General features: G+C 58.2%; 22 protein-coding genes and 1 other RNA gene. 9 read left to right on the forward strand and 14 right to left on the reverse strand.

Features of this window, described 5'->3' with window-relative positions; genetic code table 11:
• The first annotated feature begins 31 nt into the window (after positions 1-31).
• The 5 genes from ACVWZ1_RS08865 to ACVWZ1_RS08885 all read left to right on the forward strand — a co-directional run bounded on the left by ACVWZ1_RS08865 (position 32) and on the right by ACVWZ1_RS08885 (position 4,147).
• Positions 32-1,993, forward strand: coding sequence for a ribulose bisphosphate carboxylase small subunit (locus tag ACVWZ1_RS08865; protein ID WP_457503165.1), 1,962 nt, complete (start codon positions 32-34; stop codon positions 1,991-1,993).
• 66 nt (positions 1,994-2,059) lie between these two features.
• Positions 2,060-2,743, forward strand: a complete 684-nt coding sequence (locus tag ACVWZ1_RS08870) for a hypothetical protein (protein ID WP_457503166.1) — start codon at positions 2,060-2,062, stop codon at positions 2,741-2,743.
• A 32-nt stretch (positions 2,744-2,775) separates the two neighbouring features.
• Positions 2,776-3,492: a carbon dioxide-concentrating mechanism protein CcmK gene (locus ACVWZ1_RS08875; RefSeq protein ID WP_011433391.1), complete on the forward strand. Its 717-nt coding sequence runs from the start codon at positions 2,776-2,778 to the stop codon at positions 3,490-3,492.
• Between the two features lie 72 nt (positions 3,493-3,564).
• Positions 3,565-3,662: signal recognition particle sRNA small type (gene ffs / locus ACVWZ1_RS08880), an RNA gene on the forward strand.
• A 62-nt stretch (positions 3,663-3,724) separates the two neighbouring features.
• Positions 3,725-4,147 (forward strand): hypothetical protein, encoded by a 423-nt coding sequence (locus ACVWZ1_RS08885; RefSeq protein WP_457466947.1) that lies wholly within the window; start codon positions 3,725-3,727, stop codon positions 4,145-4,147.
• A gap of 202 nt (positions 4,148-4,349) precedes the next feature.
• Here ACVWZ1_RS08885 and serS read toward each other — a convergent pair whose 3' ends face one another.
• From serS to ACVWZ1_RS08905, 4 genes are all read right to left on the reverse strand, one after another.
• Positions 4,350-5,657: a serine--tRNA ligase gene (gene serS, locus ACVWZ1_RS08890; RefSeq protein WP_414380859.1), complete on the reverse strand. Its 1,308-nt coding sequence runs from the start codon at positions 5,655-5,657 to the stop codon at positions 4,350-4,352.
• 34 nt (positions 5,658-5,691) lie between these two features.
• The gene (gene ilvC / locus ACVWZ1_RS08895; protein ID WP_457503168.1) at positions 5,692-6,684 is read right to left on the reverse strand and encodes a ketol-acid reductoisomerase; all 993 of its coding nucleotides are present in this window, start codon (positions 6,682-6,684) and stop codon (positions 5,692-5,694) included.
• A 63-nt stretch (positions 6,685-6,747) separates the two neighbouring features.
• Positions 6,748-8,229: a glycosyltransferase gene (locus tag ACVWZ1_RS08900; RefSeq protein ID WP_457503169.1), complete on the reverse strand. Its 1,482-nt coding sequence runs from the start codon at positions 8,227-8,229 to the stop codon at positions 6,748-6,750.
• A 187-nt stretch (positions 8,230-8,416) separates the two neighbouring features.
• The gene (locus ACVWZ1_RS08905; RefSeq protein WP_011433386.1) at positions 8,417-8,878 is read right to left on the reverse strand and encodes a YlqD family protein; all 462 of its coding nucleotides are present in this window, start codon (positions 8,876-8,878) and stop codon (positions 8,417-8,419) included.
• A 278-nt stretch (positions 8,879-9,156) separates the two neighbouring features.
• Between ACVWZ1_RS08905 and hemC the strand changes: the two genes are divergently transcribed.
• Positions 9,157-10,143: a hydroxymethylbilane synthase gene (gene hemC, locus ACVWZ1_RS08910; RefSeq protein WP_457503170.1), complete on the forward strand. Its 987-nt coding sequence runs from the start codon at positions 9,157-9,159 to the stop codon at positions 10,141-10,143.
• Between the two features lie 473 nt (positions 10,144-10,616).
• On the opposite strand, the gene ACVWZ1_RS08915 is transcribed toward hemC, so the two are convergent.
• The 10 genes from ACVWZ1_RS08915 to ACVWZ1_RS08960 all read right to left on the reverse strand — a co-directional run bounded on the left by ACVWZ1_RS08915 (position 10,617) and on the right by ACVWZ1_RS08960 (position 20,249).
• On the reverse strand, positions 10,617-11,480 hold the full coding sequence (locus ACVWZ1_RS08915; RefSeq protein WP_414344428.1) for a hypothetical protein: 864 nt from the start codon (positions 11,478-11,480) through the stop codon (positions 10,617-10,619).
• Between the two features lie 246 nt (positions 11,481-11,726).
• On the reverse strand, positions 11,727-12,311 hold the full coding sequence (locus tag ACVWZ1_RS08920; RefSeq protein ID WP_457503171.1) for a DUF2157 domain-containing protein: 585 nt from the start codon (positions 12,309-12,311) through the stop codon (positions 11,727-11,729).
• A 7-nt stretch (positions 12,312-12,318) separates the two neighbouring features.
• Positions 12,319-13,095, reverse strand: a complete 777-nt coding sequence (gene purC / locus ACVWZ1_RS08925) for a phosphoribosylaminoimidazolesuccinocarboxamide synthase (protein WP_099812564.1) — start codon at positions 13,093-13,095, stop codon at positions 12,319-12,321.
• Between the two features lie 9 nt (positions 13,096-13,104).
• Positions 13,105-14,664, reverse strand: coding sequence for a sugar transferase (locus tag ACVWZ1_RS08930; protein WP_457503172.1), 1,560 nt, complete (start codon positions 14,662-14,664; stop codon positions 13,105-13,107).
• A gap of 506 nt (positions 14,665-15,170) precedes the next feature.
• Positions 15,171-15,908, reverse strand: coding sequence for a class I SAM-dependent methyltransferase (locus ACVWZ1_RS08935; protein ID WP_457503173.1), 738 nt, complete (start codon positions 15,906-15,908; stop codon positions 15,171-15,173).
• 77 nt (positions 15,909-15,985) lie between these two features.
• Complete coding sequence (locus ACVWZ1_RS08940) at positions 15,986-16,876, reverse strand: FAD-dependent thymidylate synthase (RefSeq protein ID WP_414373723.1); 891 nt, start codon at positions 16,874-16,876, stop codon at positions 15,986-15,988.
• A gap of 183 nt (positions 16,877-17,059) precedes the next feature.
• Positions 17,060-17,830 (reverse strand): DUF4397 domain-containing protein, encoded by a 771-nt coding sequence (locus tag ACVWZ1_RS08945; RefSeq protein WP_457503174.1) that lies wholly within the window; start codon positions 17,828-17,830, stop codon positions 17,060-17,062.
• Positions 17,831-18,013: 183 nt separating this feature from the next.
• Positions 18,014-19,309, reverse strand: a complete 1,296-nt coding sequence (locus tag ACVWZ1_RS08950) for a bifunctional sterol desaturase/short chain dehydrogenase (RefSeq protein ID WP_457503176.1) — start codon at positions 19,307-19,309, stop codon at positions 18,014-18,016.
• 166 nt (positions 19,310-19,475) lie between these two features.
• On the reverse strand, positions 19,476-20,000 hold the full coding sequence (locus ACVWZ1_RS08955; protein WP_414352063.1) for a DUF192 domain-containing protein: 525 nt from the start codon (positions 19,998-20,000) through the stop codon (positions 19,476-19,478).
• Positions 20,001-20,072: 72 nt separating this feature from the next.
• Positions 20,073-20,249, reverse strand: coding sequence for a hypothetical protein (locus ACVWZ1_RS08960; protein WP_457503177.1), 177 nt, complete (start codon positions 20,247-20,249; stop codon positions 20,073-20,075).
• 36 nt (positions 20,250-20,285) lie between these two features.
• Between ACVWZ1_RS08960 and ACVWZ1_RS08965 the strand changes: the two genes are divergently transcribed.
• The 3 genes from ACVWZ1_RS08965 (at position 20,286) to ACVWZ1_RS08975 (ending at position 23,023) form a co-directional block, all read left to right on the forward strand.
• Positions 20,286-21,617 carry a serpin family protein gene (locus ACVWZ1_RS08965; RefSeq protein WP_457503179.1) on the forward strand — a complete coding sequence of 444 codons (1,332 nt, stop codon included), beginning with the start codon at positions 20,286-20,288 and terminating at the stop codon, positions 21,615-21,617.
• Between the two features lie 111 nt (positions 21,618-21,728).
• Positions 21,729-22,343, forward strand: a complete 615-nt coding sequence (locus tag ACVWZ1_RS08970) for a Uma2 family endonuclease (protein ID WP_457394103.1) — start codon at positions 21,729-21,731, stop codon at positions 22,341-22,343.
• 92 nt (positions 22,344-22,435) lie between these two features.
• Positions 22,436-23,023, forward strand: coding sequence for a hypothetical protein (locus ACVWZ1_RS08975; protein WP_414424759.1), 588 nt, complete (start codon positions 22,436-22,438; stop codon positions 23,021-23,023).
• Positions 23,024-23,045: the final 22 nt, after the last annotated feature.

A 23,045-nucleotide genomic window follows, 5' to 3' on the forward strand; every position in this document is an offset into this window, starting at 1 on the left:
CCGCCCTACTGCGTTCTAGAGGCTCACGGTTATGCCTGCTCACACCTATGCTGCACCGCCAACGCCCTGGTCTCGCCGACTGGCGGAGCCCAAGATCGATCCCACAGCCTACGTGCATTCTTTCTCCAACCTCATTGGGGATGTGCGGGTGGAAGCGGAGGTGCTGATCGCCCCGGGAACTTCCATTCGCGCTGACGAGGGATCCCCCTTCCACATTGGCGCCAGATCCAACATTCAGGATGGGGTGGTCATCCACGGTCTGGAACAGGGGCGGGTGATAGGAGAAGACGGCCAGCCCTACTCTGTTTGGATCGGCAGAAATACTTCCATCGCCCACATGGCTCTAATCCATGGGCCGGCCTACGTGGGCAACGACTGCTTTATCGGCTTCCGCTCGACCGTGTTCAACGCGCGAGTGGGGGATGGCTGCATCATCATGTTGCATTGCCTAATCCAGGATGTGGAGATCCCCCCAGGCAAGTACGTGCCTTCTGGATCCATCATCACCACCCAGGCCGAGGCCGACCGGCTGCCCGACGTCCAGGATAGCGATGCCAAGTTTGCCCAACACGTGATCGGCATCAACCAAGCCCTGCGAGAGGGCTACCAGTGCAGCGAAAACCTCGTCTGTATCGCTCCCATCCGCAACGAACTGCAGCGCACCTCTCACTCAACGGCTACGGAGACGGCACCCATGACTCATTCCTCCCATCGCGGCAATGGCCGGAACGGCGGCGGATCCCCTCTCAAGCCGGAGGTGGTGGAGCAAATTCGCGCCCTGCTGGCCCAAGGCTATCGCGTGGGGCTAGAGTATGCCGATGCTCGCCGCTTCAAAACCTCTTCCTGGCAAAGCGAAAGCCCAATCGCCAGCACCCACGAGGCGGAGGTGGTGCGATCGCTGGGGGCCATCCTGGCGGAGCACCAGGGAGAATATGTGCGCCTACTGGGGATCGATCCCAAGGCCAAACGGCGGGTGCTGGAGCAGATCATCCAAACCCCCGATGGGCCGGCGCTGGTCTCTGGGATGCCCAGCCGCGTCTCGGCAGCCGCTGCTCCGGGTTCTGGGGCGGTCGGCTCTCGATCTGGCTCAGGGCTGGAGGAGGAGATCCGGACTTTGTTGGCGCAGGGGTATCGCGTTGGCCTGGAGGTGGCTGATGCCCGCCGCTACCGCACCTCTTCTTGGCAGACCTTGAGCAATTTGAGCGGTCAGCCGCAGGAGATCCTGGCCGCTGTTCAGGCTGCCCTAGCAGAGCACAGAGGAGAATATGTGCGCCTGTTGGGGATCGATCCCAAAGGCAAACGGCGGGTGCTGGAGAAGGTCATTCAAACCCCGCAAGGCCAGGTGAGCAGCAGTCCTGCAGGAACCGGCGTGGTGGCAGATACGGCTCCTGCGGCAGGGGGCAGTGCCGGCCTGGATCTGGAGGTGCAGGAGGAGGTGCATCGGCTGCTGGCTCAGGGCTATCGCATCGGCTACGAATATGCCGACGAGCGCCGCTTCAAAACCTCTTCCTGGCAGAGTGGGCCGGCCATTCGCGCCACCCGCGGGCCAGAGGTGTTGGCCAAGCTGACGGCTGCCCTGGCGGAGCACCAGGGAGAATATGTGCGCCTGCTGGGGATCGATCCCAAAGGCAAACGGCGGGTCTATGAGCGCATCATCCAAACCCCTGGCGGAAAATCTGCTGCTGCTGCCGTGGCTCCCGCTTCCGCGACCAAGGGATCCCTTTCTGGCACCCGCCTCAGCGCCGAGGTGGTGGCTCAGGTGCAGCAGTTGCTCAGCCAAGGCTACCGCATCGGCACCGAACATGCGGACAAGCGCCGTTTTCGCACGTCTTCCTGGCAAAGCTGTAGCCCCATCGAGGCCACCCAAGTGCCGCAAGTGGTGGCAGCTCTGGAAGCCTGTCTGGAGGAACATCGCGGCGAATACGTCCGCCTGCTGGGGATCGATCCCAAGGCCAAACGGCGAGTGCTGGAGCAGATCATCCAAACCCCTTGAGGGATCCCAGCTTTTTTTGACCTCTGTTGGTTCAAGTCCAACCCCCCAGCGATGAGGAGCACCCTGTTGGCCTCTACTTTGCCCAACTCCATGACGCTCCGCACCTTGCTCGGCCAAAACGGCGAAACTCGCTATTTTGTCAGTGGTGAGGTGCAGGTGGAAGCTGGGGTGGGGATTGGGGCAGGGGTGCTGCTGCGGGCTAACCCCGGCTGTCGGATCTACATCGAGCGCGGCGTGTGTATTGGCATGGGATCCGTCCTGCACGCCTGTGGGGGATCCCTCATCGTGGAGGCGGGCGCAACCTTGGGAATGGGGGTGCTGGTGATCGGGCAGGGCACCATCGGCAAAAATGCCTGCATCGGCTCGGAAACCACGGTGCTGAATTGTTCGGTGCTCAGCCAAGCGGTTATTCCCCCCGGCTCGCTGCTCGGGGATCCCACCTATGGTTTCGATCTCCAGGAGGCGGACGGCAGCAAGCTCACCCCGGCAGAACCCTCGCCGGCGGAAGTGGAAGGGGCTCAAAAGACGCTGCCTGAGTCAGCCCCCCCGCCCAGTTCTCCGGTGGCCAATGTTGAAAAGCAAACCCGCCGCTGGCAGGAAGCTGCCGAGCAAACCCAAGAAAAGTCCGGTTCCCCAAGGACCAAAACGCGCAACCTCAACGGGATCCCTGGCCATTCGGAATTGGATCGCCTCTTGGGCAAGATTTATCCCTATCGACAGGTGCTCTCCTCTGGGGATGGCCGGCTCTGATGGCTAAACTGGCATGAGTGGTTAGGATGCCAATGTCAACCTCTCTGGGCCTGATTCAGACGCGCAGCTTTCCGGTCATTGTGCGCATTGCTGACGCCATGACCAAGTCGGCAGGCGTGACGCTGATCGGCTTTGAGAAAACCTCGGGGGGCTACTGCACAGCCATTGTGCGGGGGGGAATTGCCGATGTGCGCATTGCCATTGAGGAGGGCATTGAGCTGGCCCGCCAGTTTGACCAAGAGGAGATCTCCAGTTTGGTGATCCCGCGCCCCCTGCCCAACTTGGAAGTGGTACTGCCGATCAGCAGCAAGCTGTCTCAACTGGCGCAAAACCGCGGCTATAGCCGCCTCAGCAACTTGGCCGTGGGCCTGCTGGAAACTCGCGGCTTCCCGGCGATGGTGGGGGCTGCCGATGTCATGCTCAAAACGGCGGATGTCCAACTGGCGGCCTATGAAACCATCGGGGATGGCCTATGTACGGCCATTATCCGCGGTACGGTAGCCAACGTGGCCATTGCCATCGATGCCGGCATGTACGAAGCAGAGCGCATTGGGGAACTGCACGCGGTGGCGGTGATCCCCCGCCCTCTGGACGAACTGGAGCAAGCCCTGCCGGTGGCCAGTTGTTTTGTTGCCCAGCCAGTGACCTTGCCGGTAACCCTTCCTCAAGTTCAGGAACAGGAAGTGCAGCGCAACGATACGGCTGTGGAACGGATCCCTGTTTATCTGGAGCCGCCTGAAACTCCCTAGCCCCCTGAGCAATCCATCTGTTGCCCAAGAAAGCCGAGCAGGGCAGAACGGAAAAATGCTAGGCTACTGAAAGACCTGGGTCCGTGCAGCTCCGACGCCCAAACCGTGTCAGGATCGGAAGATAGCAGCACCACGGGATGCTCTGAGCAGGCGCGTCAACCCGGGTCGCCCTTTGCAGCCCTACTTCTCTCTGCTGGGTTCTCTCCTCCTTGCCCTAGCAGCGCATTACACTATGTCCGAGTCCGAAACAGACAATCCCCTCGCCAACTGGGCTCAAAAAGCCTTTTACTTCGGCATGGGTTTGGCGGCTGTGGCGGCGGATAATGCTGCCAAGGTGGCCAGCAAAGCGGGTATCCGTCTGATGGAGTTGCGCAAGCAGGCGCAAGCTTTGGTGGACGAGCTGGTGGAGCGGGGGGCGATGACCGCTGAAGAGGCGCGGGCTTACATGGATGCCATCGCCGCCAACGCCAACCGCAAGGGAGAAGACAGACAAACTGCCGGTCCCCGCAAGATCACCATCGACGACATTAGCAATGCCGAGGGCGAGGCAGGCACGGCCATCGAACTTTCAGAAGCGGCCCGTTTGCGCCAGAAGATCGCCGAATTGCAAGCTGAGTTGGATCGCATCAAGGGCAAATCCCAAGCGAAAGGATAGCCCAATAGGAAAATGGATTTGAAGACTACCTGTATGTGAGACTATGTGAGACGTCTCCCTGAGGCGTCAGGGATCCTCATCCTTGTAGAGCGAGGAGCAGGTCAAGCTGATTCATTTCCAAACTGCAGAAAAGATAAGGGCGTCTGCCGGGTGGGCAGGAGCGTCTCAATCGAGTCTCAATCAAACTGGGTTGAGTTTGAGCTCAGACAGCAGGAATGAGGATCCCGTCTTCCGAGAGAAACCGGGAGCTGAGAAAGGGACGCAGCGCCTTGGGAATGCGAATCGAGCCATCCGGCTGTTGGTGATTTTCCAGCAGGGCAGCCAGAGAGCGCCCCACCGCCAAGCCAGATCCGTTCAGGGTGTGGACAAACTGGGTGCCTTTCTGGCCGGCTTCTTTGTAGCGCAGGTTAGCACGGCGGGCCTGAAAGTCCCAGCAGTTGGAGCAACTGGAGATCTCGCGGTATTGATTTTGGGAGGGGAACCACACCTCCAAGTCAAAGCAGCGGGCTGCCGCAAAGCCCAAATCGCCGCTACACAGCTCCACCACCCGGTAGGGCAGCTCCAGCATCTGTAAGATGGCCTCGGCATCCTGCACCAGCTTCTCGTGTTCGGCTTCCGATTGATCTGGGCGAGTGACCTTGACCAGCTCCACTTTTTGAAACTGGTGCAACCGGATCAGCCCCTTGGTGTCGCGGCCATAGCTGCCCGCCTCACGGCGAAAACAAGGGGTGTAAGCACAGAAGTAAAGAGGGAGGGACTCCGCAGGGATTACCTCATCCCGGTACAGGTTGGTGAGGGGAACTTCCGCCGTCGGGATCAGCCACAGGTCGTCGTCAGCACAGCGAAAGCTGTCTTCGGCAAACTTGGGCAACTGCCCCGTCCCCTGCAAAGCGGCGCTGTTGACCAAAAAGGGTGGGATCACCTCGGTGTAGCCGGCTGCAACGTGGCGCTCCAGCATCATGGCAATCAAAGCCCGTTCCAGGGCCGCGCCCGCCCCTACCATAGCCACAAAGCGGCTTTGGGCCACTTTGACCGCACGGCCAATCTCCAGCAACCCCAGTTTTTCGGCAATCTCGTCATGGGGAAGGACAGGATGGGCCGGCTTTAGCTCCTCACCCCAGCGGCGCACCTCTACATTGTCGGCCTCATCTCGGCCAACCGGCACGCTGGGCAGTGGCAAATTGGGCAGGGTAAGCAGCCGAGCGCGAATCTCCTCTTCCAGCTCCCGTTCCTGCTGCTCCAGTTGGGCAATCTCGGCCTTGAGATCCACCCCCCGCTGCCGTAGGGCAGCCACTTCGGGGCCTTGGGGATCCGCCCCCTGGCGGAGGATCTCGCCGACTTTTTTGCCGAGGCTGTTGCTTTCAGCCTGCAGGGAGCCCTTGCGGGCCTCCAACTGCCGCCGCTCCCGATCCAACTGCAGGATCCCGTCCAGATCGACTGTGGCCCGGCGATTTTGCAGGGCTTGGCGTACTTGTTCAGGGCGATCCCGCAGCAGCTTCAGATCCAGCACAGAGATGGTCTACCCTCAGCTCCAGATATCCGACCTATTTCTTTAGCCAGCTAAACATGGCCCGCAGCTCCCTGCCCACCTGTTCAATGGGGTGTTCGGCCTCGCGGCGCCGCATCGCAGTAAGCCCTGGCTTGCCGGCCTGATTTTCCAAGACAAATTCACGGGCAAATTGGCCGCTTTGAATCTCGGCGAGGATGCGTTTCATCTCGGCGCGGGTTTGCTCCGTGATGATGCGGGGGCCACGGGTGTAGTCGCCGTATTCTGCCGTGTTGGAGATGCTCTGGCGCATTTTTTCCAGGCCGCCCTCGACGATGAGATCCACGATCAGCTTCACCTCGTGCAGGCACTCGAAGTAGGCCAGTTCTGGCTGGTAGCCCGCTTCCACCAAGGTTTCAAACCCCGCTTTGATCAGAGCCGTCAGCCCACCGCAGAGCACCACCTGCTCGCCAAAGAGGTCGGTTTCGGTCTCTTCCCGGAAGGTGGTTTCCAAAATGCCGGCCCGCGTGCCGCCGATGGCTTTGGCATAGGCCATGGCCCGCTCCCGTGCTATTCCCGAAGCATCTTGATAGACGGCAAACAGGCAGGGCACCCCTTCCCCCGCTTGGTAGGTGCGCCGCACCAAGTGCCCAGGGCCTTTGGGGGCAACCATGATGACATCCACGTCTGCCGGCGGCTGGATCTGCCCGAAGTGAATGTTGAAGCCGTGGGCAAAGAGGAGCACGTTCCCCGGCTGCAGGTGGGGACGGATTTCGCTCTGGAAAACGGCCTTTTGCACTTCATCGGGCAGCAAAACCATTACCCAATCGGCGGCAGCGGCAGCATCCGCCACCGTTTTGACCATTAAGCCGTCTTGCTCGGCTTTGGGCCAGGAAGGGCTGCCAGGGTAAAGGCCAACGATGACCTGGACACCGCTATCGCGCAAATTGAGGGCGTGGGCGTGGCCTTGGCTGCCATAGCCGATGATGGCAACGGTTTTATCGGCCAAAGGCTCCAGGTTGGCGTCGGTGTCGTAGTAGAGGCGGGCCATGGTCGAGCGGGGCGTGAGCAGGTGCTTGACTAGGATAGCAGGATTGGATCCAACTTGCTGACCTCAAGCGCCGTGATGAACAGTTTTCACCCACCTTAGGCGCTTGGGCTGTACACACATGCGAGCGGTTGTGGCGATCATAACCGGCAGCCAGTGGAGCATGTAGACCAAGCCCAGGGCAGTGTGCCACCAAAGTCGCCGTCCGCGCAAGCCCTCCACCTGGCGTAGCCCCCGGTAAAAAGCCACCGTCAGGCAGCCCATCACCAGAGCGTTCAAGGGGAGCAGCACCGAGGAGTGGCCCGCCAACAGCACCCAGAGGGTGTCGGGAACCAAGGCCATCGGCAGCAAGTACTGAGAAATAAAGAAGGCCCAGAGATCCACCGTTTTGGCCATCCCCATCCGGCGACCGAGGATCCCTGGCCAGTAGTCGAGATAGCGCTGGTAGCCCCCTTCCGCCCAGCGGCAGCGCTGGTGCCAGAGACTTTTCCAAGAGGTGACCCCTTCTTCGACGATGGCCGGCTCTGGCAGAAAGGCGATATCTACGCCCGCCAGGTGCAGCTTAAAGGTGAGATCCAAGTCGTCGGTGAGGGTGGCCTCGTTCCAGCCGCCGCACTTTTCCAAAACATCTCGCCGCACCAGTTGGCCGTTGCCACGTAGCTCGCCAATACCCCTCACGGCCACGCGCTGCTGCTGGAAGTAAGCATCAGAGGCCATTTCCGCCACCTGCCCCAAAGTCCAGAAGTTGACCTTGGGGTTGCTCAGGGCCTTGCGCACCTGGACAGCGCCTACCGTCCGTCTGCTGAAACGGCTGCGCAGGCTTCCCACTTGAACAAACAAGGGCAGAGTGCGGGCAAGAAAATCCGAGGGCACCACAGCATCGGCATCGCAGACCAGGATGATCTCCCCTTGAGTCAGGGGCAGTACCTCGTTGAGGGCGCCGGACTTGCCCCCCCCTCGTCCTGGCTGCCGCCGGTAAACCCGCAGATGGGGGATCCGCTTTTGGGCTTCCCGCAGAACGTCAGGGGTGGCATCGCTGCTGTTGTCGTCGATGGCCCACAGCTCCAGATGGCTGGTGGGGTAACGGAGCTGGGTCAAGCTGTGCAACAGACGCGGGAGTACTGCGCTCTCGTTCTTGGCTGGGATCAACACGGCCACACGGGGCAAGGCCAGCCCGCCCAACTCAGAAAGCCCGCTCTGCCCATCCCGTTGCATTGGCAGGACAGAGTCATTGTTGTTAGGGTCATCGCTGTTATCTGTTGACCTGGCATCCCGGCGGGTCGCAGCGGCAGGAGGAAGTCTCAGAGGGGGCAGGGAGGTCGCCGGTTGCAGGCGAAATAAGCGGCTAATGTGGATCACCATGAACGTAGCCAAACCAACGGTGATCCAACGGGCCGTCGGCACCACATGCATCAGGCTGACCAACCCCCACACCATGGCCAGAACCAGCAGAGCCTTGAGACGGCGGCGCTGGGCCGAGGTGAGCAACCAATCGGGAAGATGAAGATCCTCGAGAGGCTCTGGCTCTGACCAGACGAACTCAGACATGGGAATCCTCCCCCGGGCGACAACGCTACCCAACCTCACCAGCCTGTCCAAGCGTTAACCCAAAGGCTGTTAAGAGGTTGTTACCTATTGTCACCCATTGTGTTGGCGAAACGGAGTTCTCGAGAACCTACAGGCGAGAAAAATTGGGGATCCCGACTGCCGCTTCTCCGGCAAGGGGGTGAGTAGCCTATGGGTTACCGCGAATCTCTTTGATCACCCCATCTTCCAGAAGGATCTCGACCTGCATTTTCTGGATCAGGTTGTCTCCTTTTTGGACTCGGAAGAAGCTCTCCACATTGCCCTGCAGCACTTCTTGGTTAAGCTCCAGGGTGCTCAGTTGGTTGATCTGCTGCAACAATTGGTTTTTCTGATCCAAGAGGCGGATTTTCTGCTCGTTCACGCGGCTTTTCACCGCTTCCACCTGTTGGAGCACTTGGGGGCTGTTGGGGTTGGGGCTCTGTTTCTCCAGTTCGGCAATAGCCCGCTTGCCCTGAAACTCCAGCTGTTGCATTTGAGCATCGGTGGCTTCGATCTGCCGCTCTAATTGCTCCTGCATTTCCTTTTTCCAAAGGGGTGTGACCACCACCTTAACGGGAATGTTGCGTTTGAGCAGTAATTGAGTGCCGTTGCTGACGTTGTTTTCTTCCATAAGACTCATCCAGGCAGACGACCAACCAAACCAGGGGCTTGTGCCCATTGTAGAAAGCTCCCCTCAAAAGCTCTGGGGTTGGGGAAGAGGAGCTTGACAGACCGGATCCTCCCCCGCCGAGCCGGAGAATCCATCTACTTATCCTACCGGCTGGGATCCCTGCGGTAAAGTCTTGATTTCGGGAAACTGCAATTTTGGTTAAGGATCTTAAAGGCCGCCGCCTTGCCCTGGCACAGATTCGGCTAGCGTGAGAGACAGTGTTCTTTTTTGCGGCAGCCATGAGCGAACGGGCCTCGACCCCTTCCAAGCCCTCTGCTGGGATCACCAAGCCGGTGCGGATCGCCTCTCGAAAAAGCGAGTTGGCTTTGGTGCAGACCCAGTGGGTGATGGGTCAGTTGCAAGAACACCATCCGGGATTACCCCTGGAGCTCAACACTCTCTCCACCCAGGGAGACATCATCCTGGATGTGGCACTGGCCAAAATTGGAGACAAAGGTCTTTTTACCAAGGAATTGGAGGTTAGCCTGCTCAACGGCAGCAGCGACTTGGCGGTACACAGCCTTAAAGACTTGCCCACTCGCCTGCCGGAGGGCTTGGTGTTGGGGGCAATCACGCGGCGGGAGGATCCCCTGGATGCTTTGGTGGTGGGGGAAAAGTTCCGGGATTACCGACTGGCCACCCTGCCCGAAGGAACAGTGATTGGCACCTCCTCGCTGCGGCGGCTGGCCCAACTGCGCCATGCCTTTCCCCACTTGCACTTTAAGGATGTGCGGGGCAACCTCAACACCCGCCTGGCTAAGCTGGAGCGGGGAGAGTACGATGGCCTGATTTTGGCGGTGGCCGGCTTGAAGCGTCTGGGCAAAGCCGACCGGATCCACGAGGTGTTGGATCCCAGCGTGTCTCTGTACGCGGTTGGGCAGGGATCCCTGGGAATCGAGTGTCGGCAGGGAGATGAGCGGATTCTGGAGCTTATCCGACCCTTGGCCGATGCGGAGGCCACAGCCCGCTGCTTGGCAGAGCGAGCTTTCCTGCGGGCTTTGGAGGGAGGGTGTCAAGTGCCCATTGGCGTTCACAGCCAAGTCCGAGGGGAGGCGCTGCACCTAACCGGTATGGTGGCCGACCTGGATGGCCGGCGGCTCATCCGCGATACTCAGACGGGATCCACCGCCGATCCCGAGGCAGTGGGGATGGCTCTTGCAGAAAAGCTAAAACAACAGGGGGCCGACGAGATTTTGCAGGCCATTTTTGCCCAGGCCCGCCGTTAGGCTTTCCTACTTTTTCTGAGTAGGCTTTGAGAACTTCAGCTAGGGTCAGCTGAGGATTCTGCCGGAGCTATGGGAACTGGGGAGGGTATCGATCTAGGCACAGAAGGCATAGGCTGCCTAGCTGGCTCCGGGGCCTGAGCCACTAAAAGATGATCTTCAGCCAAGGCAACACCCGAAAGAAAACCACTCTCCCAAAACGGTGTGAGTAGTAGAGCCAAAATGCCCAAGTGAAGCCCTGCTTTCATCTGTGTTCTCCAAACCTTAAAAGTATAGAGATGCCCGTTCTTCCTCAGTTACAGCTAAAGCCGACGGAGAGGAAAAATAATCTGGTAGCAAAGACTTTCCGGAATACGAGCAGGTTCCTCAAACCTTGTGAAATTTAATTAAGCTTAATTTAGGTCTTTGCCTTAAGGTGCGCTTAGTTAAACCAAATTAAACCAAGCGGACTTGGCTTCCCAGAAGGGAAAGAAAACTTAGGATCTGGAGAAGATGCGCCGCTCAAACTTCAGCCCAATCCAGATCACCCCGATCCCACAGGCCACCAACACCGCCGACTTGGCCAACAGGCCGGTTGGGTACTCGAAAAAGCGGGTCAGCACCACCAGGGTTAGCCCCAACAGTCCCTGCCAGAAGCGCCCCCGCCGCCCTTGCTGTAGCCCTTCCCAGCAGAGCACTGCTGACAGCCCCAGCAACAGCAAGGTCACTATCCAGGGGGCAAAGAGGACCAAGGCTGCTCCTGCCGTCACGTTCAAAGGCACAGCGCTGCCGATCCCCAGCAAAAGCGCCAAGGCAACCAGAGAAATCAGAACAGCAGCATCCTTCAGCCAAGACGAAACGGGCTGGGATCTCTTCTCCTGCCAACCCTGCCACCAGCCCCAGCCCGCCAGCAGCAGCAACCCCACTGCCGACAAGCTCGCCCAGGGATCCCCAACGTTCCAGAGGGGATCCTCGGAAAGATCGACCCACGTCCCGACAAAGCTCCAGACATAGAGCAGGACACCCAACCCCAGCAGAGCCAAGTTCTGGGCTGTCGGGGCCAAATCCAAGCCTTGCTCCAGCTCGCCGGGAAGCTCTGGATCCCTTCCTTCAGTTAAAACCCGGCTTAGCCAAGGCTTATGGCGTTGGTGCCACAGACCCAACCCCCACACAACTGCAACACCAAGCAGATGCAAAAGGGTTAAACCTTGGAAAGAGCTGCCCAAACGCTCGGCTAACCCTTGCAACGCCAGGCCAAAGTTCACCACGGCCAGGGCAAAAACCCAGCGAGAGCAACACCAATAGGCCAGAGGAACCAGCAGGCCCAGGGTCAACCAAGGATAGAGGATGACTCTAGTCAATAATAAGCTCAACTATACTGAAAATAATGTATAATATGCTCAGTACGGATTACTACCAGTTGATCTTTCTGTTTACTTTCGAGTCTGCCAACATGGTAGCCAAAGCAAAGCAGAAAATTGGTAGTAAGACGACACGGAAACTGCGCTTTGGGTATTCTACTCAAAGCTTTGCGGGATACCGCCATTCTGGTTGGAAACAAACAGAATGCTATCGCTGCATAGTTGAACAGTGATGTTCAGCAGTGTTCAGCGTAAATGTATCAGGAAGTTGACAGTCCCCCAATCCACGAAGTCGGCTACCATCTCCGAGCCCAGCAGAACGCAGGCCAGTACACCGCTGGGGCTGTGACGCAAGCCGTAGGCCATGGCCAAACTGCCCATCCCCCAGGCCCAAAACAAGCCTGCCGCAGATCCCCCAAGCTGAACCCACTGGGCCATCAGGCCAATACAGGCTCCCAGGGTCAGTTCACCGGCTATCAGCAGGGCGCTGCCCAGCCGTCGGGATCCCTGCTGCCAAACCTGGAAGCCAGCCACCTGCAGCCCTACCATGAGGGCCAAGCACCCCCAGGCTCTTGCCCAGCGGGGAATGGCAGCCCAGTTGGCCGCCACAAAGGAGATCACCCCTAGGCCCACCAGAACTGCGCCAAACAGCAGCAGCACCAGGGCAAATCGCCCGCCGGCTGAGCGTTGCAAACTCTCCAGTTGGTAATACTCCCGCAGGCGATCCCGTTGGGCAGGTTCGATCAACCCCTGCTCCACCCAGGTGTTCAGCAGGTCGGCCAGTTGGCGGCGGAAGCGCTCGTCAGGGCCGGGGGGGCGGGGAGAAGTCATGGCACCCTCACCCCCTGCCCCTCTCCCGCGCTGCAGGAGAGGGGAGATTGGGATCAGTAGCCTGGAGCACTCGCTGCAGCACCTCTTGGTAGCCGGCTGCCGGATCGCCGAGATCAAAGCGAAAAAGGTCTTTATCCAGCACCCGCGGCTCAGTCCCTTGGAGATCCCACAGGCGGCAGGTGTCGGGGCTGATCTCGTCCGCCAGCCAAATCTGCCCTTCCTCGTCCAGGCCAAACTCCAGCTTAAAGTCCACCAGCTCCAGCCGGCAGCGCCGCCAGAAGTTGCCAAGGTGAGTGTTGACTGCCAAAGCCAGGGATCCCAGTTTCTCCACCTGCTCCGGCGTGGCCAGGTGCAACAGGCGGATGTGGTCGGGAGTGACCAGGGGATCTCCCAAGGCGTCGTTTTTGTAGTAGAACTCCACCAGGGGTGGCTCGATGGGCAGGCCCTGCTCCAGGCCTAAGCGCTGGCAGAGGCTGCCGGCAGTGCGGTTGCGCACCACCACTTCCAAAGGCAGGATCTGTAGGGCGCGCACCTGCATCTCACGGGGGCCGGTCTGGCTCAAGAAGTGGTTGCGAATACCCTGCTGCGCCAGGTAGGCAAACACCCGGCTAGAGACGGTGCAGTTGACTTCTCCTTTGCCGGGGATGGATCCCCGCTTTTGGGCATTAAAAGCCGTGGCGTCGTCTTTGTATTGGCAGAGGTAAACCTGGGGATCGGCGGTGCGGTAGACCCGTTTGGCTTTGCCCTCGTAAAGGAGTTCTTGGGGCGTGGGCGAGGATGGCATAAGCAACCCCTAATATCCGGTCAGCCGTCCGCGGATCCCTTGCCAAAGGGTAATGGCCAGGATGCGCAGATCCAGCCACAGCGACCAGTTTTGCACATAGTAGAGATCATACTGGGTGCGGCGGGCAATGCTGGTATCTCCCCGCAGGCCGTGGATCTGGGCCCAGCCGGTGAGGCCACTTTTTACCAAATGCCGATCCGGATACTTGGGGATCTCCTGGCTAAACTGCTCGACAAAGTAGGGCCGCTCTGGGCGGGGGCCCACTAGGCTCATTTCCCCTTTCAGGACGTTCCACAGTTGGGGCAGCTCGTCCAGGTTGGTGCGGCGCAAAAAGGCTCCTATCTTGGTTCGGCGCGGATCCCCGGGGCGCGTCCAGCCCGGCTGGCCGGCTGCCTCAGCATCCACTCGCATGGTGCGGAACTTGGCAATCCAAAAGCGGCGGCCATCCAAGCTCACCCGCTCCTGCCAGTACAAGATGGGGCCAGGGCTAGTGCAGGCTACCAACAGGGCAATCACCAACAACAGGGGGCTCAGCAGCACAAGCCCTAGAGAGGCGCCGAGAATGTCGATGGCCCGTTTGATGCGACGGTTGTGGGCGTAGCGCAAAGGGGGCTGACGCAGAGTTAGCAGCGGGATCCCGTCGAGAGACTGCAGGCTGAAGTTCACCGTTAAAAAACTTAAGATATCCGGCACCAAGCGCACCTGCACCGACAACGCTTGCAAACTGAGCAATAGAGGAGCAGTTGCCAGCTCCGGTTGCCCAAACCACACCTCTTGCACTTCTGGGTGAGCTTGCAGATAGGCGATCAAATGGGCCAGATCCAGCCGCTCGAGAGCCGACCAGGAAGGCTCAAGCTGACTGCACAAGCAGGAGAGGGTTCCTCGGGATGAGCCGGACAGAGTCCTGGCGGCAGACTTAACCCCGTCAGAGGTAGGGCGGGCGGTGTTTAGTACTGGATATGAATCTTGACAGGGATCCCCATTTTGAGATGGGGGATCTTCCTCAAAAGAGCCTTGCTCTACGCCTGCCCAGGCGACTACCTGGAAGCCCAACTGCGGGGATCGCTGCAATCGCTCCAACACTTCCGCCAACACCGACCAGGATCCCACCCAGATGACCTGCCGCCGACCGTAGCCCCTAGAGCACAACCAGCCCATGCCCAGCCGCAACCCCACCCGTACCAAAGTCAAACTCAGCAGAGCCAACAAGCCGGCGTAGCCCACCACCAGCCGCGACAAAGAGACCGAGCGAACGAAAAAGGCCCCTGCCAGCACCAAACCAAACGTCAATCCCAACCCCACCAGCAAACTGGCCCATTCTTCAAAGCGAGACAAGCGCTTCGACTCACCGTATCCGCCTAAGCCCGCCTGAATGCCCCAATAACTGAGGGCGGTCAACAATCCCAAGGCCGCGTAGACATCCCAAGGCAAGAGCTGATGAGGACGCAAGCTGCGCAGCCAGTAGCCCGCCCCAAAGGCCAACCAAATACAAAGGCCATCCCCGAAACAGGCCAAGGGCACCCACAAACGATGCAGATCCAGACGAGTTTTATAGCCGCGTTCGGCCAAGGGTTATCTCCTTCGGCATCAAGACTGTTGACAATCTTACAGAAAAGATTGCGCATCTGAAGATATTGGACGAGATCAGTGTTGGCCAAAACTTGAATGGGTAGCCCTCGCCAGATAATCAACTTGCAGCCTTTCCCGGCTTCAAAGGGATTTATGCTGCAGACACAAAAGAAGTTCTTTAAGCGATTGGGATTCCTATTGTGCAGAGATAGGATCATTTTGATTCAAACTAGGACACTGGGCCCACACCTAAAACGTCGGTCGCGTCGTCGCGTCTTCGCGTCAGCGTTGCGGAGCAATAATGCACAGGGCCAGAACGCCTTCCTCAGTAGTCCGGGCATCTCACCCCAGCCTAAAATGACTATAAAAATTCGTGTTGAGCAAGCTAAGCAATGTCGAAAAAAACTGCAGCAGAAACTACCAGAGTTGCAGGCATTCAACGTCAAAACATGAGAGATTAAGCAACGATCAAAGTGCAGTCTGAGAACAGCAACGATGGCAGGATACTACGATCTCTTTGCTGGGCCGGCTACTGCCAGCAGAGACACACCAAAGGGCAGGGAAAACCTAGGTATCAGATAGGCTTCTGCAGCAAAAATACCCGTCAGCAGTCGATTGAGCCAAAGCGGCGGCATTTTCAGATCTTGGCTTTCCCTCAGGCGAAGCACTTTCTGCATTATGCGGATCCCTGAAATGATTGGGAAAAGAAAACTGTTGAAGAAAACAAGGGTATAAACTTCTAGACCTGAGCTTTTAAGCAACGACAAAAGTTGCCCGCGGGTATATCGTCTCTTGTGATGATTAAGCTCATCATGTAAACTCCACAGCCACGGATAAGCCGGAACAGTTACAACTAAGTAGCCAGATGGGGTTAACCTTTGACTGAGGGCTAGGAGAGCTTCTTTGTCATTCTCCAGATGCTCCAGCACATCCAGCAAAGCAATCAAATCAAATCGTTGAGAACCAAAGGGGATCCGGTTTGGCAACTCCCCCTCTGCCACGATCCCAATACCGCGAGCTTGGGCCAGCGGCAGTGCAATTTCACTCTTTTCCATAGCCCAAACTTTGCCAAATCTGGACAACATCTCCAGGTTGCCGCCGCTACCACAGCCAGCTTCCAAAATATAAGCAGAGGGGGGAAGCGACAGGGATCCAATAACCCGACTCAGAATGTGACGGCGACCCAAAAACCACCAATGCCGGTCTTCCAAGCCTGCCATTTGCTCATAAGCTTCGGGATCCATACCCGTAACCCAACAAAAGATCAAAAACAGGATTAGCCGCAGAAGGGGTTAGCAGAGCATATCTATCTAAACTAAGTTTAGGGGGATAATCGAGCCTTTCCCCAGCGATGCTTACGATACCAGGCCGCCACGTGGGGACACCACGCTTCAAAGTGGGGCCAAATCAGTTCACACAGATGTTGAATTTCTCGTTGAGCATCTTCTTTGGCTCGTAAATCCAAAAAATGCATTAGACTACGGCAATTGAAAGAGACCACGAAGTGTTGTCGGATCCCGTAGCCAATGATGTTGCGAGCATCTTCATAGGGCAATCCGCACTCTTCTACCAGGCGATAATAAGCAATGGCCTGGCTGCGATATTGCGCAAGAATGATATCCAAAGCTTCGGGGGAGATGGGCCTAAAGCCTTGGCGGGTTTTGGCCTTGCCCTCCTTGACGCTGGCAGGAACGTAAAACAAAGTTTCCAGCTCTTGCAAAGACAAGGAGGACTCCGTCCCGCCACTGTGCTCCGCAATGTGCTCCGCACCGCTGTCGCGATAGGCCTCCGGCCCGCTGACGCGATCGCTGACGCAACCGTAGCCGGTCTCGCCAACAGGAGCAGCAGTCTCGGTTGTGCTCCGCACCGCTGACGCGAACAAGAGCTTTTTGCCCAAATCGGCAATTTGCTGGCCTGTATATCGGAAGGATTGAACATCAAAAGAAATTCCCACCCGATGAGTACGGGCCTGTTGCATGACGGCGTGGGGAAAATAGCCCACCCCAAAGGTGATCTGAGGATGCTCTAGAGGCCCATAGTGGCCACGGTTGCCCTCCAGCAAATGCCGCACCACGGCCTCTCCATACTTTTCCGGGATCCGGCTTTCTGAGGTGACAAAATCAGGGCTGTAATCCTGGTGCATTGCCTGGTAGATGACCCGTTCTGGATCTGGGGTTTGATTCAGCACCACAACTTGAAACAAAGCATCCACAGGCTGCATCCCCTAGTGCTTCGCACCGCATGTTAGGATTCTGAGATCCTTGTAAGATCATATTGGCAGCGGAGAACGCCAACGGCATTGGCCTGCTCCACCACAGAGCATATTCCCTATCTGCCCCCACCCTGAGGTATTCCTTAACTCAGTGTAAGGAGAAGAGAGACCGAAACACCTTGGCTATAGGAGCCTGCGAGCTCGAGTTTCCTCTGCCAGCACCAGGCTTAAGGCCGGATTGCTGCGCAACAATCCCGCTACATAGAGGGTATAGACTTTCCCCGCCTCCAACTGCAGGTCAAACCGTTGCAAGGGAATGCTCCGGCTGGGAGCCGACTGCACACCTGGCCCAGGGGCTGAAGGGGCTATGGCCACTTGAATTTGGGTAAAGCCGGGGCGCATGGCTTGAAAGGTGGACACCTGTCCAAACGCCAACTGGGGCAGCAGTACCCGCCCTTGCTCTCCTTGCCATTGCAGGGCCGGCGCATCGGGAGCAGCGTGGACAAACCGCACCAGGGCCTGATCAAACGGCGGATGGATGTTGTCCTCTAAGACCAGGGCTGTCATGCGATTCGGCTCATTGGCGGCCACCACCGAGAACACTCCCCCGCCCCTGAGATTGGCTACGGTTCTGGCCGCAACCAAAGAACTCGCAGGCTGGCCAGGGTTCTCAGGCGTTGAAAACAAAACAATGTCGTACTCGCCCGCCGGTATGCGCACGTACTCGCTCACCGAGCCATAGGCTATGCCCCGAGCAGCTCTCACCCCTCCCACTTCCAAGTCGATCCGAGGGGCATTGGGGGCCACATGCACCAAGCGCACTTGGACTTCAGAAACTCCCGCAGATGCCGAAGGCATCGGGATGGCACAGCCGGACAAAAGCCCCGACATCAACGATCCACCCACCACGCAGAGTACTGCGCTCACCCACTGTCGCACCATGTTCACGCTCACTCCTACTCCTCACACCCAACGCTCATCAGGGATCGAACTGCTGTATTTCTGCAAACCCAAGGAGGGCACTCTCGCTCCCCAAAAGTTCCCATTGGCACGCCAAGGAACCTGCTCTTGTCTTACTCCACTTTTGCGCCCAATGCCATAGAGCTATGGAACGGGTTGGGATCTAGTTCCTTTTAACTAAACCAAAGGCAAATCACCGGACTCGGCCCCACCTGCAGCATCTGGGTTGGGGGCAGGGATCCCTGGCTGGGGAGACCGACGGCTAAACAAGCGGAAATAAGTGCTCACAGCCAGCTCTTTGAGCGGGAAAAGCAAGTAGGTCAGGGGGTTGATGGTGACGATGATGTTGCGGCAGTCTCGTTTGGCCTGGGCCAAGATCTGAGCGGCCACCCAATCTCCCGACATAACCCCAATGGGATTGAGCTGGCTCTTGAAGGGGCCGAGGATGAGCTTGCGCACTGTGCAGGGAGCATCGAGGCGGCGCAGAGTAACCAGATCGCCTAGGGCCCGCTTGGAGAGCTCGTAGAGGGGACTGAAAGCAGGGCTAGCCTCAGCCTCTGAGGTGTTCACCCACACCTCTTTGGTGGCCATCTCAGGGTTGCTGCGAACCGTTTGGAAGAATAGCTCCATCAGGCGCCAACTGGAGAAGGTATTGACGGCATAGGACTGGCGGACAGACTCGGGATCCCGTTGCCTGTGGACGTTCAGGCCGTGGTTGAGCACCAAGATATCCACCCGCTCCAGCAGCTCAGCCAGGGATCCCTCTTGCCCCACCTGCCAGCGAACGGTCTCCACCGGCTGGATCTGGCCGTCCACTTCGATGTGAACCGAATCCGAATGGGAGCTGAGGGCGATGACTTTGGCCCCCTGCTGGTGAAAATGCTTGAGCAAGGCCCGGCCCAGGGTGCCGGAGGCGCCGGTGACGGCTACTCGCTTGCCTTTCAAGGAGAGACTGGTGCCCATGAGCCGATCTACGAGAGTCAGGGTGCCGCAAAAATAGGCGTTGGTATCGTCGAAGTGGTGCCGCCAGTGGTAGGCGCGGTTGACATGCCATTGGCTGGGAGGAACGGGGAAAGGCCCCGGCTGGTGGGTGATATCCGTCTGCAGGGCCAGCCCCCAACCCCGCAGCATACCAGCCACCCAGAAACTGGCCGAGTAGACCACCCCCAACGCTGCCGCCAGGCCGTACAGCCAGGATCCCCAGCCCAACACCACCACCCAAGGGATCCCGGCCAGGATCATCGTCGCCGCTTCGGGAACGTCGTGGTGCCACTGGGATTCTCGGTACAGCTGTGCATCCACCACGCTAAGGTCGGGGCGGAACAGGCGGTGGTGCAGGATGTGTTTGGGCATCAGCCAGGGCCACCGGTGGGCCAGCCAATGGCGCACATCCCGCACGATCTCAGCCCAAAGGATGGAGGCTAGGGCGACAGCCCCCACCCCTATCCAATGACTTACGCTGCTGACATCCATAGACTCGCTTGCGGTGGCCAAACTGCTTTTGGGCTTGTCGTCGCCTCTTCTGTAGGCTTAGTTAGCAACCCTCAAAAATCATCGCAAAGATTCTTCAAAAGATCATCTGCGAGCCTGTCTTCCCTCACCCCCGGCCCCTCTCCCTCAGGGAGAGGGGAGGTAGAAATCAAGGGGCTGCGGGCTGAAGCTCTCGGATCTCGACCGGATCTCCAACGGCCAAACCCAAAGCAGCAGCCGTCCCGCCGCGGAACTCCAGCACACCGTCCACCAACTGGGAAGGAGGCGGCCCATAGGTGGGGCAGGGTTGGGCGGGGCAGCCGGGCACATCGGCGGCAATGTACACCACCTTGCCTTGGTGAAGGAAAATGATGTCCAGGTTGATCAGGGTGTTGAACATCCAAAAAGAAGCTGGCTGGGGCGGATCAAAGGGAAACCACATGCCCCGATCCGGCGGCAAATCGGTGCGAAACATCAGGCCCAAGCGCTGTTGCTCAGGGGTGCGGGCCACCTCTAGCTCAAAGCGTTGGCCGGCAAGGGTGACTTCGGCTTCAACCGGCAGTTGCTGGGGCTGCCCTATGGCTGGGGGGGATGGAGAGATGGCTTCGGTTACCTGAGTTTGTGAGGCGGGAGATCTCTCCGTGGCAGCAGTACATCCCAAGCCGGATCCCAGGAGCAGTAGAGCCAGGCCCAAGGCGACTCTGCACCCTTTTGGAACGTGTATCGTGAACAGAACCATGTGGCACTCTCCTGTGCAGGCTTCATCCTATCGCGCCAGACGCTGCTGCTGCGACTTGACCAGCCAGATGCAGGAAGTTCCCCCCTGGGAGAGCCTTGCCAATTCTTGCTTGCCGGAAGCGGCCTGTGCTTTTCCCCCTTGAGCGCAGCCGGAATGGCGGCTCTGGGCAAGGGCAGCCCACAACCGACCCGATAGCATAGCCATAGACTTTATCGTTCCCCACCCTGCCAGGAGAGCCGTATGAAAGACCCTTTCAATTTCAATTTCAATAGATTCAATAGATCCTTGGTGAGCCGGATCCCGCTTCTGGCTCTGCTTGGCCTGGGGCTCCTGGGCCTCTGGCCCACTCACGGGATGGGATCCCGTTCACAGGAAACCCCGGTGCGGATTCCCTTTGAGCCAACGGTGACCTATGGGGAAGGGTATGGGGAAAAGACCGTGGCCCAACAAGCCCAAAGCCGCTTTGCGCTGAAACTGTTTGATCACCTGCTCCGTCAGCAGCCCCAAGAGAACCTCTTTTTCTCCCCCTTGAGCATCCGCCTGGCCCTGAGCATGCTCTACAACGGCGCCTCTGGGGAGACCCAAACGGCAATGGCCGAGGTGCTGGAGGTACAAGACCTTTCCTTGAATGAGTTGAACTGGACCAATGCCCAGATGGTGCACTGGCTGGCGGAGGGATCCCCGGCAGGAGGGCCAGTCCAGGTGCAAATGGCCAACGGCCTCTGGGTGGATCAAACCCTCACCTTACAGCCCCAGTTTTTGCAGGCTTTGGCCACCTACTACCAAGCGGTGGTGAATCGGGTGAATTTGGGATCCCGGCAAACGGTGAACCAGATCAACGGCTGGGTGGCCGAGCGCACCCAGGGCAAGATCAACCGCATTGTGGATCGCCTCAGCCGCGAGGATTTGATGGTTTTGCTCAATGCCATCTACTTCAAAGGCGAGTGGACTCAGCCCTTCGATCCGGAGCGCACCCAAACTCAGCCCTTTACTCGGTTGGATGGCCGCCGCGTCCGAGTACCCATGATGGTTCAATCAGGTCGTTACGACTACCTGGAAACCGAGCAGTTGCAGGTGGTGAGCCTGCCCTACGGGGAAGGAGAACTGGAAATGCTGATCCTGCTGCCCAAGAAGGGAGTGAAGCTGGAATCGCTGCGGGCAGAGCTGAGCCCGGAAACTTGGCAAGAATGGACGGGATCCCTGCGCCCCCGTGCAGGTTCGGTGCGGATCCCGAGATTTGAATTGGCTTATGAAACGGATCTCACTTCCGTTCTGCAGCAGTTGGGCCTGGGAGTTGCCTTTTCCAACCGAGCCGACTTCAGCCAGATGACCCCAGAGCCAGCGCGGATCAGCAAAGTCCTGCACAAAGCAGCAATTGAAGTGAACGAAGAGGGATCCGAGGCGGCAGCCGCTACTGGGGTGATTGTCTCCCGGACTGCTGTCGACCGGCAAGAGCCCTTTCAATTTGTGGCAGATCGGCCCTTCTGGTTTGCCATTGTGGCCTCCAGATCCGGCGGCAACCCAGCGGCCCAAACCGTGTTGTTCATGGGATCCCTGGTGGATCCTAAATAAGGGGATCCCTCAGGGCAGCTTGCTGACTTCTTACCGGGCCTGCAGATCGCTCTTCAGGATGTGTTGACCCCAGACCGGCTCCCTTAGCCGTTTTTCATTGCGGAGGTCATGATGGTCGAGGTTTTGGAAAGAGAAAAATTGGCCGAGGCACCTGCTGATAGTTCTCCGGCAGCTTCTCGAAAAATTTGGACTGACGAAGAGTTTATGGCTTTACCGGAGGATGGCAATCGCTATGAGGTTGTGAATGGAGAACTGGTTACTGTGGGCTCGGCAGGCGCAAAGCATGGGTACTACGTAAGTTTGATTCACATCATTCTGGGCTCCTACGTTCGCAGTCAAAGGATTGGATTTACCTTCGATTCCGATACTTCCTTCAAAATGAAATCCGGCAATCGCCGTTCTCCAGATTGTTCTTTCTTTTCCAAAGAACGACTGCAATCTCTGGGCGGGATCCCAAGGGGTTATATTGAGGGATCCCCAGACTTGGCTGTAGAGGTTCTCTCGGATGCCAACACCATTGGAGAGATCCACGACAAGGTTGTTGAGTATTTCGAGAATGGATCCCGGCTGGTCTGGATCATTCATCCTGAAGAGAAATACGTTCTGGTCTATCGCCGGCCTGAGCCTGAAGCATTGAAGAAACCCGGCGACATCCTGGAAGGTGGAGAGGTGATCCCTGGATTTGCGCTGGATTTATCAGAGTTTTTTGCCGAGCCGGAGTTGTAGTTTTTCACCAACGCAATGTACGGATAAGACACCTTCAGCACCTAGGGAAGAGCAGCCCTGTTAAACTAGTCTCAACAGTGGGATCCCATTTCATGGCATTGGTTTATCCGCAGGTTCTGGAGCGCAATCCCAAACGGCTGCGCATTGCCCTACAACGGTTCACTTCCCAGCAACTGGCTTGGCGGGCGGCAGCAGGCTTGGTGCTGCTGATTGTGGGATCCCAACTGTGGGCTCGTTCGCCGCTGTTGGGTTTGGTGGCTGTGGGGATGGGCTTGTGGATTGGGATCCCTTGGGGGTTGGGGCAGATCCTGAATCTAGATTGCCAAAGCCAACGGGTGACCTTGACCCGGCTGGGTGGCCCTTGGGGCTTTTGGCGGCAGCAGGTGTTTTCTTATCCCTTGGCTCAGTTGCAAGGAGTGCGGCTGCATCGAGTGGGTCAGGAAGTTTTGGATAACCAAGCTCAAGAGAGTTTTCAGGTCCAAAGCCAAGTGCGGCTGCAGTTTCACAGCGATCCTTCTAAACCGGAGCTGAACGAGGAGGTCATCGCCTGCTTTAGCAGCCAAGTCGGCATCAAAGGGGACGAACCAGAAGCTTTCGTGCTCTCTCAGCGGCTGGTGCGCTGGATTCAGAACTATCTATCCGAACACTTAGGAAACCTAAGAAACAACTCTTCACCCTGAAAGCCCCCTTTTCGAGGATACT

This window comes from Thermostichus sp. MS-CIW-25, from assembly GCF_054060015.1.

Bases quoted from the DNA above. Each gene is read 5' to 3' on its own strand.
- ACVWZ1_RS08865 (WP_457503165.1), top strand. From the start codon at position 32: ATGCCTGCTCACACCTATGCTGCACCGCCAACGCCCTGGTCTCGCCGA.
- ACVWZ1_RS08875 (WP_011433391.1), top strand. From the start codon at position 2,776: ATGTCAACCTCTCTGGGCCTGATTCAGACGCGCAGCTTTCCGGTCATT.
- ACVWZ1_RS08885 (WP_457466947.1), top strand. From the start codon at position 3,725: ATGTCCGAGTCCGAAACAGACAATCCCCTCGCCAACTGGGCTCAAAAA.
- ilvC (WP_457503168.1), bottom strand. From the start codon at position 6,684: ATGGCCCGCCTCTACTACGACACCGACGCCAACCTGGAGCCTTTGGCC.
- ACVWZ1_RS08900 (WP_457503169.1), bottom strand. From the start codon at position 8,229: ATGTCTGAGTTCGTCTGGTCAGAGCCAGAGCCTCTCGAGGATCTTCAT.
- ACVWZ1_RS08905 (WP_011433386.1), bottom strand. From the start codon at position 8,878: ATGGAAGAAAACAACGTCAGCAACGGCACTCAATTACTGCTCAAACGC.
- hemC (WP_457503170.1), top strand. From the start codon at position 9,157: ATGAGCGAACGGGCCTCGACCCCTTCCAAGCCCTCTGCTGGGATCACC.
- ACVWZ1_RS08920 (WP_457503171.1), bottom strand. From the start codon at position 12,311: ATGACTTCTCCCCGCCCCCCCGGCCCTGACGAGCGCTTCCGCCGCCAA.
- purC (WP_099812564.1), bottom strand. From the start codon at position 13,095: ATGCCATCCTCGCCCACGCCCCAAGAACTCCTTTACGAGGGCAAAGCC.
- ACVWZ1_RS08935 (WP_457503173.1), bottom strand. From the start codon at position 15,908: ATGGATCCCGAAGCTTATGAGCAAATGGCAGGCTTGGAAGACCGGCAT.
- ACVWZ1_RS08950 (WP_457503176.1), bottom strand. From the start codon at position 19,309: ATGGATGTCAGCAGCGTAAGTCATTGGATAGGGGTGGGGGCTGTCGCC.
- ACVWZ1_RS08960 (WP_457503177.1), bottom strand. From the start codon at position 20,249: ATGGCTATGCTATCGGGTCGGTTGTGGGCTGCCCTTGCCCAGAGCCGC.
- ACVWZ1_RS08965 (WP_457503179.1), top strand. From the start codon at position 20,286: ATGAAAGACCCTTTCAATTTCAATTTCAATAGATTCAATAGATCCTTG.
- ACVWZ1_RS08970 (WP_457394103.1), top strand. From the start codon at position 21,729: ATGGTCGAGGTTTTGGAAAGAGAAAAATTGGCCGAGGCACCTGCTGAT.
- ACVWZ1_RS08975 (WP_414424759.1), top strand. From the start codon at position 22,436: ATGGCATTGGTTTATCCGCAGGTTCTGGAGCGCAATCCCAAACGGCTG.